This window comes from Aminobacter sp. BA135, assembly GCF_050859125.1.
In the GTDB taxonomy this organism is placed as follows: Bacteria; Pseudomonadota; Alphaproteobacteria; order Rhizobiales; family Rhizobiaceae; genus Aminobacter; species Aminobacter ciceronei.
The window spans coordinates 4,039,862-4,053,815 of the sequence record NZ_CP139572.1; the positions used below are offsets into that span (position 1 = coordinate 4,039,862).

At 64.7% G+C, this 13,954-nt stretch carries 11 protein-coding genes; 9 read left to right on the forward strand and 2 right to left on the reverse strand.

Annotation, left to right across the window (positions count from 1 at the left end; all coding sequences use genetic code 11):
• Window positions 1-45: 45 nt before the first annotated feature.
• Window positions 46-1,398 carry an 8-oxoguanine deaminase gene (locus tag SLT36_RS19735; RefSeq protein ID WP_432284045.1) on the reverse strand — a complete coding sequence of 451 codons (1,353 nt, stop codon included), beginning with the start codon at window positions 1,396-1,398 and terminating at the stop codon, window positions 46-48.
• A gap of 279 nt (window positions 1,399-1,677) precedes the next feature.
• The gene (locus SLT36_RS19740; RefSeq protein ID WP_432284046.1) at window positions 1,678-2,892 is read right to left on the reverse strand and encodes an ROK family transcriptional regulator; all 1,215 of its coding nucleotides are present in this window, start codon (window positions 2,890-2,892) and stop codon (window positions 1,678-1,680) included.
• A gap of 238 nt (window positions 2,893-3,130) precedes the next feature.
• On the opposite strand from SLT36_RS19740, the gene SLT36_RS19745 reads away from it, so the two are divergent.
• From SLT36_RS19745 to SLT36_RS19785, 9 genes are all read left to right on the forward strand, one after another.
• Window positions 3,131-4,366, forward strand: a complete 1,236-nt coding sequence (locus SLT36_RS19745) for an extracellular solute-binding protein (protein ID WP_432284047.1) — start codon at window positions 3,131-3,133, stop codon at window positions 4,364-4,366.
• A 158-nt stretch (window positions 4,367-4,524) separates the two neighbouring features.
• Window positions 4,525-5,409 (forward strand): carbohydrate ABC transporter permease, encoded by an 885-nt coding sequence (locus SLT36_RS19750; RefSeq protein WP_432284048.1) that lies wholly within the window; start codon window positions 4,525-4,527, stop codon window positions 5,407-5,409.
• Window positions 5,409-6,254, forward strand: coding sequence for a carbohydrate ABC transporter permease (locus SLT36_RS19755; protein WP_432284049.1), 846 nt, complete (start codon window positions 5,409-5,411; stop codon window positions 6,252-6,254). Before SLT36_RS19750 ends, SLT36_RS19755 begins: the two co-directional genes overlap by 1 nt.
• A gap of 5 nt (window positions 6,255-6,259) precedes the next feature.
• Window positions 6,260-7,276, forward strand: coding sequence for an SIS domain-containing protein (locus SLT36_RS19760; protein WP_432284050.1), 1,017 nt, complete (start codon window positions 6,260-6,262; stop codon window positions 7,274-7,276).
• Window positions 7,277-8,206: a PfkB family carbohydrate kinase gene (locus tag SLT36_RS19765; RefSeq protein WP_432284051.1), complete on the forward strand. Its 930-nt coding sequence runs from the start codon at window positions 7,277-7,279 to the stop codon at window positions 8,204-8,206.
• On the forward strand, window positions 8,203-9,300 hold the full coding sequence (locus SLT36_RS19770) for an ABC transporter ATP-binding protein (protein ID WP_432284052.1): 1,098 nt from the start codon (window positions 8,203-8,205) through the stop codon (window positions 9,298-9,300). Before SLT36_RS19765 ends, SLT36_RS19770 begins: the two co-directional genes overlap by 4 nt.
• A 304-nt stretch (window positions 9,301-9,604) precedes the next feature.
• On the forward strand, window positions 9,605-10,897 hold the full coding sequence (locus tag SLT36_RS19775; protein WP_432284053.1) for an NCS2 family permease: 1,293 nt from the start codon (window positions 9,605-9,607) through the stop codon (window positions 10,895-10,897).
• Between the two features lie 406 nt (window positions 10,898-11,303).
• The gene (glpD, locus tag SLT36_RS19780) at window positions 11,304-12,833 is read left to right on the forward strand and encodes a glycerol-3-phosphate dehydrogenase (protein WP_432284054.1); all 1,530 of its coding nucleotides are present in this window, start codon (window positions 11,304-11,306) and stop codon (window positions 12,831-12,833) included.
• Between the two features lie 37 nt (window positions 12,834-12,870).
• Complete coding sequence (locus tag SLT36_RS19785) at window positions 12,871-13,953, forward strand: ABC transporter ATP-binding protein (RefSeq protein WP_432284055.1); 1,083 nt, start codon at window positions 12,871-12,873, stop codon at window positions 13,951-13,953.
• The last annotated feature ends 1 nt before the right edge of the window (window position 13,954 follow it).

The window sequence follows — 13,954 nt, forward strand, 5'->3', positions numbered from 1 at the left end:
TATGAGCCGCCTCGGCGGCATCAGGTGAAAATGAGCTGGTGACGGTCAGGCCTCGAGGCACTGCATGCGGCGCGAATGGCGGGCATGCTCGCGCAGCACGTCGCCGAGTTCGGCCATGACCGGACGGCAGTCCTCGACAAGCACCTTGCCGGCGACGACGGTGGTGCCGGCAACGGCAGGGCCGCAACGCAGCCAGGCTTCGACCGGATCGCTATGGGCGCCGGCAAGCGCCACATCCGACATGCTCCAGACGACAAGGTCGGCACAGGCGCCCGGCCTGAGATGGCCGATCTCATCCTCCCAGCCGAGACAGGCAGCACCACCGCGCGTCGCAATGTCGAGTGCATCGCGCGCCGACATCGAATGGGGGCCGTTGCGATAGCGTCCGAGCAACAGCGCCGTGCGCGCCTCCAGCCACATCGACGCATGGTCGGTCGAAGCCGAGCCATCGCAGCCAAGGCCGACGCGCATGCCGCGGGCGCGCAGCCCCATGGCGTCGGCCGAGCCGCCGCCGATCAGCATGTTCGAACAGGGGCACTGGGTGGCACAGACGCCGGCATGTGCGAGGCGTCCGATCTCGGCATCGGTCGGATAGATGAAATGTGCGACCCAGGAGCGCTTGCTGGCCCAGCCGACACGCTCGAAATATTCGGTCGGCGTACAGCCATAGACCTCGGCGCAATATCTGTCCTCCTCGGGATCCTCGGCGAGGTGGGTGTGCAGCCGGAGATCGTATTTGTCGGCCAACCCAGCCGATTCCGACATGATCCGCTCGGTCACTGAAAACAGCGAGCACGGCGCGAGCGCCACCCGCGTCATCGCGCCCGGCCCGGCATCGTGGTAGCGCTCCACCAGCCGGACGCTGTCTTCGAGGATGTCGTCCTCGCGCTGCACCACCGAGGCCGGCGGCAGGCCGCCATGCTCGACCGAACGCGTCATCGACCCGCGTGTCGCGTAGAAACGGAAGCCGATATCGGTGCTGGCGCGGATCTGGGCATCGATCAGCCTGGGCCTGGGATGGACATACATGTGGTCCATCGAGGTGGTGCAGCCACCCATCAAAAGCTCGGTCATCGCGACATAGGTGGAGGCATAGACCGAGTCCTCGGTCAGTCCGGCCCATATCGGGTAGAGCCCGGTCAGCCACTCGAACAGCGACCCATTGGTCACCGGCGCGTAGGACCGCGTCAGGTTCTGGTACATGTGGTGGTGGGCGTTGATCAGTCCCGGCGTGACCAGCCGGCCATGCGCCGAGATGGTCCTTGCGGCGACCGGCTCGTCGCCGGCCTTGCCTACGGAATGAACTCTCTTGTCTTTGACGGCGATCCAGCCGTCGGCGATTTCCCAGCCGCGATCGACATACACATATGCGTCACGGACGAGCAGGTCTACGGACATGCAGCTTCTCCAGGTCGGTTCTCATTCACTCCGACGCAGCTGGTTGTCAGCTTCGTCGCGCTATGAGCCCTGTCCCTGGAATTGCGAGTTCCGGATCGTCATCGACTGGTAGGTTGAGCGGGCTGCTCTGATCATGCTCTGCGGGAGATCGGCCTTGTCGCGGCATCTCTCCCCACCTGAGCGAAAGCTCGCGCGTTCGCATCATCAGGCATGCCGATGCAAACTCAGATTTGCCTTCCTGTCAAATTATTTTCACATCAGGAACTGACGCACAAACCCCTACGCCCCCGAGCGCGTCTTCAGGATCGCCGAAAAGCGTGGGTCGAAGGCGCGGCCGATCGGCTCGGCGGCAGCACCCAGGGCGATCGACCAGGGGTCGGTGATGCCGAGCTGCAGGCGCGGCAAGGTCCGCCCTGGGCGATTGGCGATCGACAGCGGCAGCGGCAGCATCGCTTCGAGGATCAGCCGCGCCAGCACCTCGGGCGCACCGCTGGTCAGGATCACGGTCTCCGGGTCGAAAAGCGTTTCGATGAGCTGGACGCTCCAGCGCAGATCCATGGCCGCGTCCCTGACCCAGGCGATCAGCGCCGGGTCTTCGGCCAGGGCCAGCGCCGCGACATGGTCGTAGAGGCCGGTTTCGGACGGGTCGAGCTCCAGCTGCTGGTAGAGCGAGGCCAGCGAGGCCCGGTGCTCGAGCACCGCACCATCGCTGCCGCGCGGCGACAGCAGCGCCATGCCGATTTCGCCGGCATTGCCGTTGCCGCCCCGGTAGAGCTCGCCATTGAGGATCAGGCCGGCGCCGATGCCGTAGCCGACATAGAGGCAGACGGCGTGATCGAGCCCATGCGCGGCCCCCACCATGCGCTCGGCGATGGCGCAGGCGGCGGAGTCGTTCTGCAGGCTGACGTCGAGGCCGGTGCCGGCGGCCAGCGTCTCCAGCAGCGGATATTTCTGCCAGGCCGGCATCATCCACTTGTTGTCGCCGAACTCCTCCAGCCCGAACGGGCCGGGCATGGCGACACCCAGGCCGACGATGCGCTTTTCGGATAGCGCCGAGATCGCGGCGAGGTCGCGCCTGATGCTCTCGACCACGCCGAGAATGATTTTTACGCCGCCATGCGGATCGTCGGGCGGCAGCTTGGCCTCGGCGCGCACCAGAACCGTGCCGACAAGGTCGACGGCGACGGCGCGGGTCAGGTGGCGGTCGATCTGCAGGCCGATGGCAAAGGCGCCTTCGGGCACCAGACGGTAAGGCGTCGAGGGCTGGCCCCTGCCCTTTCTCACCGCGTCGAGCGAGACGACGAAACCGTCGCGTTCCAGCTCCTCGACGATGTTGGACACGGCCTGCTTGGTCAGCTGCGTCGCCCGCGCCAGGTCGGCCCGCGACAGCGCTCCGTTGAGCCGCAACGCGTCCATCATGACACGGCGATTGTGGGCGCTGGTGCCCTCCTGGTTGGTGCCGCTGGTGGCGCGGATCGGGTTGATGTCGCTCAACTGTTTTCCCCTCTTGACTCCAATAGATAATTGCAGAACTAATAAGTCAAGTCAGTTGACTTAATGAGGAACCGCGAGAGTTCCAGGGAACCAAAGGCGGCTGGAGCCGCCGCACTTTTCGATCAGGACAGCCGCTTGCGACAGATCGCGAGGCAAAGGCCCCGTGCTTTCCCAGGCGAGACGGCAGCGTGAAGCGCGCCGCCGGACGGATTTGCATAAGTCAAAAATGGAGGATCAAATGTTGAAATCGATTAGCAGGACATTGCTCGGCGCGGCTTTCATCAGTGGCGCCTTCATGCCTCATGCCTTTGCCGAAACCTCGATCAACGCGCTGTTCATGGCCCAGGCCGCCTATAGCGAGGCCGACGTGCGGGCGATGACCGAGGCCTTCTCCAAGGCCAATCCCGACATCAAGGTCAATCTCGAATTCGTGCCTTACGAGGGCCTGCACGACAAGACAGTGCTGGCCCAGGGGTCGGGCGGCTACGACGTGGTGCTGTTCGACGTCATCTGGCCGGCCGAATATGCCTCCAACAACGTGCTCGTCGACGTCTCCGCGCGCATCACCGAGGAGATGAAGAAGGGTGTGCTTCCTGGTGCCTGGACCACCGTCAACTATGACGGCAAGTCTTACGGCATGCCCTGGATTCTCGACACCAAATACCTGTTCTACAACAAGGAAATCCTGGAAAAGGCCGGCATCAAGAACCCGCCCAAGACCTGGGACGAACTGGCCGAGCAGGCCAAGATCATCAAGGACAAGGGCCTGTTGGCAACGCCGATCTCGTGGAGCTGGTCGCAGGCGGAGGCGGCGATCTGCGACTACACCACTTTGGTCAGTGCCTATGGCGGCGACTTCATCAAGGATGGCAAGCCGGCCTTCCAGAGCGGCGGCGGGCTCGATGCGCTGAACTACATGGTGACGAGCTACAGCTCGGGCCTGACGAACCCGAACTCCAAGGAGTTCCTCGAAGAGGATGTGCGCAAGGTGTTCCAGAACGGCGAAGCCGCCTTCGCGCTCAACTGGACCTACATGTACAACATGGCCAACGACCCCAAGGACAGCAAGGTCGCGGGCAAGGTCGGCGTCGTGCCGGCGCCGGGCGTTGCGGGCAAGAGCGAGGTCTCGGCGGTCAACGGCTCGATGGGCCTCGGCATCACCACCGCCAGCAAGCATCCCGAGGAAGCCTGGAAGTTCATCACCTTCATGACCTCGCAGCAAACCCAGAACCAGTATGCAAAGCTGTCTCTGCCGATCTGGGCCTCGTCCTATGACGATCCTGAAGTGACCAAGGGCCAGGAAGAACTGATCGCCGCTGCCAAGCTCGGCCTGGCTGCGATGTATCCTCGGCCGACGACGCCGAAATACCAGGAGCTGTCGACGGCGCTGCAGCAGGCGATCCAGGAATCGCTGCTCGGCCAGGCAAAGCCCGAAGACGCGCTCAGGGGCGCTGCCGAAAACAGCGGTCTCTAAGCTTTACTGCCCCAAACTTCCGGGCGGCTCCGGCCGCCCGGCCCTTTCGGTTCAAGTAACTTCTGGGCCGCTCCGGCGGCCCGGTCCTTTGGCTTCAAGTGATTTCCGGACGGCGCCGGTCGCCCGGCCCTTTCGTTCCAACTGAAAAGAGTCGCCTCATGTCGGGCTCATGGATGACGACCCGGGCATGGCTGCTGATGCTGCCGCTGCTCGTGGTCATGATATCAGTCATCGGCTGGCCCCTCGTCGACACGATCCGCCTGTCCTTCACCGACGCCAGGCTCGTCGGCACCGAGGGCAGCTTCGTCGGCCTCGACAACTACGTGAAGATGCTGTCCGGCGCGAACTTCCAGCGCACGCTCGTGACCACGACGTGGTTCGCGGTCGTCTCGGTGGCGGCGGAGATGGTGCTCGGCGTGCTCGCCGCCCTGCTCTTGAACCAGCAGTTTTACGGCCGCACCGTGCTGCGCGCGCTGATGATCCTGCCCTGGGCGCTGCCGACCGTGGTCAACGCCACGCTGTGGCGGCTGATCTACAATCCCGAATATGGCGCATTGAACGCGGCACTGACCCAGGCAGGCCTGCTCGACGCCTACCGCTCCTGGCTCGGCGAGCCCAACACCGCGCTCGCGGCGCTGATCGTCGCCGACTGCTGGAAGAACTTTCCGCTCGTCGCCCTCATTGCGCTTGCAGCCTTGCAGACCGTGCCGCGCGACATCACCGCGGCATCGATGGTCGACGGCGCCGGGCCCCTCGCGCGCTTCCGCTTCGTCATCCTGCCCTATCTCGTCGGCCCGCTTCTGGTGGCGCTGGTGCTGCGCACCATCGAGGCCTTCAAGGTGTTCGACATCATCTGGGTGATGACGCGCGGCGGGCCGGCCAATTCGACCAGAACGTTGTCGATCCTGGTCTATCAGGAGGCGTTTTCGTTCCAGCGCGCCGGCTCGGGCGCGTCGCTGGCGCTGATCGTCACCTTGCTGGTCACCGTGCTGGCCGTCGCCTATGCGGCCCTTGTCAGGAAAGCCGCGGGGAGTGCGAGCTGATGGAACGCAGGAGCCTGGCTTTCACCATCTTCATCCATGCCGCAGCGCTGCTTCTGGCGGTCGTCATCCTGGCACCGGTGCTGTGGCTGTTCGTCATGAGCATCTCGCCGGCGGCCGACCTGTCGGCCAAGCCGTTGCACTGGTGGCCGCAACAGGTCGACTTTTCCCGCTACGCCTTGCTGCTTTCGACAATCGAAAACAGCGCGGGCGCTGCCTTCACAGCCTCCCTCTGGAACAGCCTGAGGATCGCCGGCATGGCGACGATTGCGGCGATAGCCCTTGCCATCCCGGCCGGCTGGGCGGTGTCGCGCACGCCTCAGGTCGGCTGGTCGCTGTCGGTGGTGATCGCCACCTACATGCTGCCGCCGGTGGCGCTCGCCGTGCCGCTCTATATGGGCCTGGCCTATTTCGGCATGCTCAACAACATTTTCGGCCTGGCGCTGGTCTATCTCACCATCCTCGCCCCCTTCACCACCTGGCTGATGAAATCGGGCTTCGACGCCATCCCGCGCGAGATCGAAGCAGCCGCGATGATCGACGGCGCCAGCCTGTTCCAGACGCTGCGCATCATCACCTTGCCGCTGGCAGCACCCGTTGTCGCGACGTCGGCCCTGTTTGCGCTGCTCTTGGCCTGGGACGAGTTCTTCTATGCGCTTCTGTTTACCTCCGACCTGCGCGCCAAGACACTGACGGTCGCCATCGCCGACCTCGCCGGAGGCCGCGTCTCGGATTACGGTCTGATTGCCACCGCAGGCGTGCTGGCTGCCCTGCCGCCGGTGCTGATCGGGCTCGTCATGCAGCGTGCCCTGATTTCGGGCCTGACCAGCGGCGGCGTGAAAGGATGATGACCATGACCTCACCGAAGCCCAGACCCGCCGGCCTCTTGGCCATCGACCGCGAAATGGCGCGGCAGAATGGCGACGCGCTGGCGTCCTTCGCCGAAAACGCCGGAATGGCGGCCCGGGTCGCCGCCTCGCTCGAAAGGACCGGCAGGCTGCTGCTGCTCGGCATGGGCGGCTCGCACGCCGTCGGCCGGGCGGTCGAGCCGCTCTATCGCGCGCTCGGCATCGACGCCATTGCCCTGCCGCTGTCGGAGCAGCTCGGCCAGGGGCTTTCACTCGATGACCGCACGGTGATCATGACGTCGCAGTCGGGCGAAAGTGCCGAGGTGCTGCGCTGGTTCACCGAGACGGGCGGCAACAGCGAGACTTTCGGGCTGACGCTGGAGGCCGGCTCGTTCCTCGCCCGGACAGCGCCTTCGCTGGTCGGCGTCGGCGGCACCGAGCTCGCCTTTGCCGCGACCCGCAGCCTGACGGTGACGCTTTCGCTTCATCTCGCCATTCTCGCCGCGCTTGGCGAACATCCGGGCGGGGCGCTTGTCGCCCTGCAACTGCCCGAGGTCGTCGATGTCGGTCCCGCGCTCAAGGCTTTGGCCGATGTCGACACCGTCGTCACCTCGGGCCGGCGCCTGCAGGGCGTCGCCGAGGCGCTGGCGCTTGGCCTGACCGAACTGTCGCGGCAGCCGTGCTTTTCGCTCGAGGGCGGACAGCTGCGGCATGGGCCGATGGAGATGCTCGGGCCCAACATCGGGGTCGTGCTGTTCCGCGGCAAGGACCCGACGGCACCTCTTGTCACCGCCATGGCGGTGTCGGCAGTCGAGACCGGTGCTGCCGTCGTCATCTTCGATTCCTCTGATGAGGCGCCGGTAGCGGGGGCAACCACGCTTGGCTTCAAGCCGGCAACCGGCATGGACGCCATTTTTGCCATGCTGCCGACGGCGCAGCGGCTGATGATCGCCTTTGCCGATGCCCGTGTCGACGACGCCGGCACGCCGGTGCGCTCGACCAAGATCACGCGGAGCGAATGAATGCGGCCACTTGCTGTCATCGGCAACGTCAATGTCGACCTCATCCTGGGGCCGACAGCACCCTGGCCGAGGGCAGGAACGGAGATCATCGTCGACCATGACGAGTTGCGGGTCGGCGGTCAGGCGGGCAACAGCGCGCTTGCCTGGGATGCGCTCGGCGTCGACTTCGAGATCGCAGCCAATGTCGGCAACGACCAGTTCGGCCTGTGGCTGCGCGACGCCTTCGGCGATCGGGCCGCCAGATGGCCGGTCGCTGCCGAGCGCACGACGCTTTCGGTCGGCATCACCCATCCCGACGGCGAACGCACCTTCTTCACCACCCATGGCCACCTGCCCCGCTTCAGCCTGGCCGATGTGTTGTCGGTGCTCGACGGCGCGCAGCTTTCCGGCGGCTACGCCCTGCTCTGTGGTGCGTTCCTGACCACCGAGCTTACGCGCGACTACGACGCCTTCTTCGACTGGGCGCATGGCCATGGCATCTCGGTCGTGCTCGACACCGGCTGGCCACCCGACGGCTGGACCGAGCACAACTGCGCCTTGACGCGGACATGGCTTGCGCATTGCGACTGTGCGTTGCTGAACGAAGTCGAGGCAACGACGCTTGCAAGCCTCGACAGTCCGGCCGAAGCCGCAGTCGCCTTGTGGCGCAGCATGCCCGAAGGCGCGATCCTGGTCGTCAAATGCGGGCCGGACGGCGCCGTCGCCATCGGCCCCGGCGGCGAACTGGTGTCGGTGACAGCACCCGTCGTCACGGTCATCGACACGATCGGCGCCGGCGACGTCTTCAACGCCGCTTTCCTGGCGGCGCTGGCCGGCGACCGGCCGCTGGCTGCCTGCCTCACCGCGGGCGTGCAGGTCGCCTCGCGTGCCGTTTCCACCTTGCCCCGCCTCTATGGCGGGTTGCCCGAGATCAGGGACGAATTTGCATGAGTGCGCTCGACATCGAAAACATCCGCAAGAGCTATGGCGCGGTCGAGACGCTGAAAGGCATCGACATCGCGCTGCAGAGCGGCGAGTTCCTCGTCCTGCTCGGCTCGTCGGGTTGCGGGAAATCGACGCTGCTCAACATCATCGCCGGACTTGCCGAAGCCACCAGCGGCGACATCCGCATCGCCGGCAGGTCCATCCTCGGCGTCCATCCCAAGGACCGCGACATCGCCATGGTGTTCCAGTCCTATGCGCTCTACCCCAATCTCAGCGTGCGCCGGAACATCGGCTTCGGCCTGGAGATGCGCAAGGTGCCGCTTGCCGAACGTGAGAAGGCCGTCGCGGAGGCGTCGCGCCTGCTGCAGATCGAGCCCTTGCTCGACCGCAAGCCGAGCCAGCTCTCCGGCGGACAGCGCCAGCGCGTCGCCATCGGCAGGGCATTGGTGCGCAAACCCCAGGTGTTCCTGTTCGACGAGCCCCTGTCCAATCTCGACGCCAAGCTCAGGCTCGAAATGCGTACCGAACTCAAGCGTCTGCACCAGATGCTGAAGACGACCGTCGTCTATGTCACCCACGATCAGATCGAGGCGATGACGCTGGCGACACGCATCGCGGTGATGAAGGACGGGCGCATCGAACAGCTCGGCACGCCGGAAGAGATCTACAACCAGCCCGCCACGCTTTATGTCGCCGGCTTCGTCGGCGCCCCGCCGATGAACATAATCGATGTCGAGGTCGACAATGGCGCACTACGAATCGTCGGGTCCGACATTCGCTTGCCCCTGCCCGACCGCTTCAGGACGCTCATAGGCGACAAGGCGCGGCTTGCGCTCGGCATTAGGCCGGAGGCGCTGAGGCTGGCGTCACTTGACCAGGCTGGCAATCAGGCCGGTGGCCATGTGCTGCCGGTGCGGATCGAAGTGGTCGAACTGACCGGACCCGAGCTTGTCGCCACTGCCCGCATCGGCCAGCAAAAGCTCACCGCATGTCTTGCGCCAAAAGCCAGGGTCGGCCAGGGTGACGTCGCGGCATTTGCCGTCGACGACGACGCGCTGCACCTGTTCGACCCGGCAACCGGCCAGGCTCTGCTCGCCTGAGGCATCGTCCGAACGGATCGGATTCATCAACAAAAACGCGAAACTGCTTAAAGCAACCGCCACTTGTGCGATGGCTGCATCAGGCAGAATTTAGGCCACGTTTGCGCAGGCAATCATGCCTTGCGCCATTTGTTGGCGGAAGCCGGTCCGGGGTGGAGACGCAAAGACGCGTCCTGGGTCGGCACGAGAGGGCAGCAGGAGTTCGGCAGGAAAACGCCGGCGGTCATGCGGGGAAAGCATGGGTGCGTCGGTAAGCCTGCGCCAGGACCAGGCTGCCCCCTAACCGTCTGGGAGGAAGCAAAGAGTGCTTGAGAAGTATTTCAACCTGAAGGAACAAGGGACATCGGTCCGGACCGAAGTGATCGCCGGTGTCACGACCTTCCTGACCATGGCCTACATCATCTTCGTCAACCCGGAGATCCTGTCGTCGACGGGCATGGACCGCAACGCCGTGTTCGTTGCCACCTGCCTTGCCGCGGCGATCGGCTCGCTGATCATGGGCCTGGTGGCGAAATGGCCGATCGGCATGGCGCCGGGCATGGGCCTGAACGCCTTCTTCGCCTTTACCGTCGTCGGCGCCATGGGCTTTTCCTGGCAGCAGGCGCTGGGCGCGGTGTTCATTTCAGGCGTGATCTTCCTGATCCTGACCGTCAGCGGCGTGCGCAGCTGGCTGATCGCCGGTATCCCGCACTCGATGCGCAGCGCCATTGCCGCCGGTATCGGCCTGTTCCTCGGCATCATCGCGCTGAAAAGCTCGGGTATCGTCGTGGCCAGCCCGGCAACGCTGGTGACGCTGGGCGACGTCAGCCAGACCGGGACGCTGCTTGCCATCGCCGGCTTCTTCATCATCGCGGCCCTCGACGCGCTCAAGGTGCGCGGCGCGATCCTGATCGGCATCCTGGTGATCACCATCGCCTCGATGGCGCTCGGCGTCAGCCAGTTCAACGGCATCGTCTCAATGCCGCCGTCGATCCTGCCGACCTTCCTGCAGCTCGACGTCGTCGGCGCCCTGCATGCCGGCCTGGTCCATGTCATCCTGGTGTTCGTGCTGGTCGAGGTCTTCGACGCCACCGGCACGCTGATCGGCGTCGCCAAGCGCGCCGGGCTGATCGAGCCGGGCAAGCCCAACCGCCTCGGCCGCGCCCTTCTGGCCGACAGCACGGCCATCGTCGCGGGCTCCCTGCTCGGCACCTCGAGCACGACGGCCTATGTCGAAAGCGCCTCGGGCGTGCAGGCCGGCGGCCGCACCGGCCTGACCGCTTTGGTCATCGGCGTGCTCTTCCTCGCCGCGCTGTTCTTCTCGCCGCTGGCCGGCTCGGTGCCTGCCTATGCAACCGCACCTGCCCTGCTCTATGTCGCCTGTCTGATGATGCGCGAACTGGTCGAGGTCGAATGGGCCGACATCACCGAGGCAGCACCGGCGGCGCTGACGGCGCTGATGATGCCCTTCACCTACTCGATCGCCAACGGCCTGGCCTTCGGCTTCATCAGCTACGCCGCGCTCAAGCTGCTCACCGGCCGTCCCGGTGAAGTCCATGCCGCGACCTGGCTGGTGGCGATCCTGTTCGTCATCCGCTTCGCCTTCTTCCCCCACTGACTTTCCCGAACCCCATCTGCAGCCGGGGCCGCCGACGCGGCCCCGGCTTTTTGTTGTCCACAGCCGGCTGCACAGACGCCGCCTGCCGCCGCGACATGCACCGGAAATTCCACTTTCGTTTTGGTCAATGAAGGCTGAAAACGAAGATCACAACCGGGAATTGTCCTGCATTGCCCAAGGGCAACAGTGTTTCGCCTGGCAAAAAACAGAAGATTCCGCCCATTTATAGGCTTTTAGCCGTCTAAACTGGCGGATACACGCCAAGCCCCTGCCCCTGACACAACGTCAGCATGTCAGCCTGCGATCAGCGCTATATTTCGTTTGACATTCATTTTCAGTTCGAAATAATCCAAATCGAGCTTCGAATGGTGCTTAAATTGCTGCAGTGCGAAAAGGCGGCGAAGGCGTGAGCAGACCCGAAATCCACGACATCTTCGTTATCGGCGGCGGCATCAATGGCTGCGGAATCGCCCGCGACGCGGTCGGCCGCGGCTACTCCGTCTACCTTGCCGAAATGAACGATCTCGCCTCCGGCACCTCGTCCTATTCGACCAAGCTGATCCATGGCGGGCTGCGCTATCTCGAACATTACGAGTTCCGCCTGGTTCGCGAAGCGCTGATGGAACGCGAGGTGCTGTGGAAGAACGCGCCGCACATCATCTGGCCGATGCGCTTCGTGTTGCCCTATGCCAAGGGCCTGCGCCCGGCATGGCTGATCCGGCTCGGCCTGTTCCTCTACGACCATATTGGCGGCCGCAAGCTGTTGCCGCCGACACGCACGCTCGACATGCACAGCGACGTCGCCGGCAAGCCGCTGAAGCCGATGTTTGCGCGCGCCTTCGAATATTCCGACGGCTGGGTCAACGATGCGCGGCTTGTCGTGCTCAACGCCCGCGACGCCGCCGACAGGGGTGCTGTCATCCGCACCCGGGCCAAGGTGACGAGCGCGCGCCGCGACAACGGCCATTGGAACATCCGCGTCGAGGACCTGCGCAGCGGCCAGGTCGAAGAGGTCAAGGCGCGGCTCATCGTCAATGCCGCTGGCCCCTGGATCGACCATGTGCTGACCGAAACCGTCGGCCAGAACAACGTCCACAATGTGCGGCTCGTCCAGGGCAGCCACATCGTGGTGGCGAAGAAGTTCGACGATCCGCGCGCCTATTTCTTCCAGAACAAGGACGGGCGCATCATTTTCGCCATTCCTTACGAGGAAGACTTCACCCTGATCGGCACCACCGACCAGGATTATCAAGGCGATCCCCACACCGCCAGGATCAGCCAGGCCGAGATCACCTATCTCTGCGAGGCGGCAAGCGAATATTTCGCCGAGCCGGTGAAACCCGAACATATCGTCTGGACCTATTCCGGCGTCCGCCCGCTCTATGACGACGGCGCCAGCAAGGCCCAGGAAGCGACACGCGACTATGTGCTGAAATCAGATGGCGGCGAAGGCCGCGCGCCGATCGTCAACATCTTCGGCGGCAAGATCACAACCTATCGCCGTCTTGCCGAATCCATGCTCGAGATCATCGAGAAGCAGCTGGGCAAGAAGGGCAAGGCCTGGACGGCAACCGCCGCCCTGCCGGGCGGCGAGTTCGAGGCGACCGGCTTCGACGCCGAAGTGGTCAAGCTCAAGGCCGCCTACCCCTTCCTCGACATGCGCCTCGCCCGCCGCCTGACAAGGCTCTACGGCACCCGCGCCAGGACGCTGCTCGGCCTGGCGAAGTCGGAAGCCGATCTCGGGCGCAATTTCGGCGCCGATCTCTACGAGGCCGAGGTCCGCTATCTCGTCGCCCATGAATGGGCGGTGAGCGGCGAGGACGTGTTGTGGCGGCGCACCAAGCGGGGCCTGAAGCTCAGCAAGGAGCAGGCCGCGGCACTCGATGAATTTCTGCAAGGAATGAGCCCAGGCGTGCACAACGCCGCGGCAGAATAGGCCTGCCCGCCTGCGTCTGCCTCTGGGAGGAGGATTTATGCTCGAACTGCGCAACGTAACCAAGACGGTGGCCGGCACGGATCATATCCGCGACGTCTCGCTGGCGCTTCAGCACGGCAGCCTGAATGTGCTGCTGGGGCCGACGCTGTCGGGCAAGACCAGCCTGATGCGGCTGATGGCCGGGCTCGACAAGCCGACCGCGGGCTCGGTCTGGTTCGACGGTGTCGACGTCACCGGCGTGCCGGTGCAGAAGCGCAACATCGCCATGGTCTACCAGCAGTTCATCAACTACCCGGCGATGACGGTCTACGAGAACATCGCCTCGCCGCTGCGTGTCGCCGGCGCCGACAAGGCCAGGATCGAACAGGAGGTCAAGCGCGCCGCCGACCTGCTCAAGCTGACACCCTATCTCGACCGCACCCCGCTCAACCTGTCGGGCGGCCAGCAGCAGCGCACCGCACTTGCCCGCGCCATCGTCAAGAATGCCCGGCTTGTGCTGCTCGACGAGCCGCTGGCCAATCTCGACTACAAATTGCGCGAGGAATTGCGTGCCGAACTGCCTAGGATCTTCGCCGAAACTGGCGCGATCTTCGTCTATGCCACGACCGAGCCGCATGAAGCGCTTCTGCTCGGCGGCAATGTGGCCACGCTGTCGGAAGGCCGCATCACCCAGTTCGGCCAGACGATCGAGGTGTTCCGCAAGCCGGACGACCTGATCACGGCGCGGACCTTCGCCGACCCGCCGCTCAACACCATCGTGTTGAAGAAGAGCGGCCGCAATTTCCAGCTTGATGGTGGGGTGGACCTCCCGGTGCCAGGCGACCTCGCCGGCATTGCCGACGCCAGCTATACGATCGGCTTCCAGCCCCACCATCTTTCTTTTGAGAAGCGCACGACCGATGCCGTCGGCGTCAAGGCCAAGGTGTCGGTGACAGAGATCACCGGCTCGGAGAGCTTTGTCCACCTCAACTACGCCGACGCGCGCTGGGTGATGCTGACCCATGGCATCCGCCAGTTCGAGCCGGACGAGACCATCGAGGTGTTCATCGATCCGCGCCACGTCATGGTCTTCGATGCCACCGGTCGCGCCGCCGGCGCACCCTCGTCACGCGCCGCATAGG

Coding starts and splice junctions, on each gene's coding strand:
- SLT36_RS19770 (WP_432284052.1), top strand. CDS start 8,203: ATGAGTGCGCTCGACATCGAAAACATCCGCAAGAGCTATGGCGCGGTC.
- SLT36_RS19745 (WP_432284047.1), top strand. CDS start 3,131: ATGTTGAAATCGATTAGCAGGACATTGCTCGGCGCGGCTTTCATCAGT.
- SLT36_RS19750 (WP_432284048.1), top strand. CDS start 4,525: ATGTCGGGCTCATGGATGACGACCCGGGCATGGCTGCTGATGCTGCCG.
- SLT36_RS19785 (WP_432284055.1), top strand. CDS start 12,871: ATGCTCGAACTGCGCAACGTAACCAAGACGGTGGCCGGCACGGATCAT.
- SLT36_RS19760 (WP_432284050.1), top strand. CDS start 6,260: ATGACCTCACCGAAGCCCAGACCCGCCGGCCTCTTGGCCATCGACCGC.
- SLT36_RS19765 (WP_432284051.1), top strand. CDS start 7,277: ATGCGGCCACTTGCTGTCATCGGCAACGTCAATGTCGACCTCATCCTG.
- SLT36_RS19735 (WP_432284045.1), bottom strand. CDS start 1,398: ATGTCCGTAGACCTGCTCGTCCGTGACGCATATGTGTATGTCGATCGC.
- SLT36_RS19755 (WP_432284049.1), top strand. CDS start 5,409: ATGGAACGCAGGAGCCTGGCTTTCACCATCTTCATCCATGCCGCAGCG.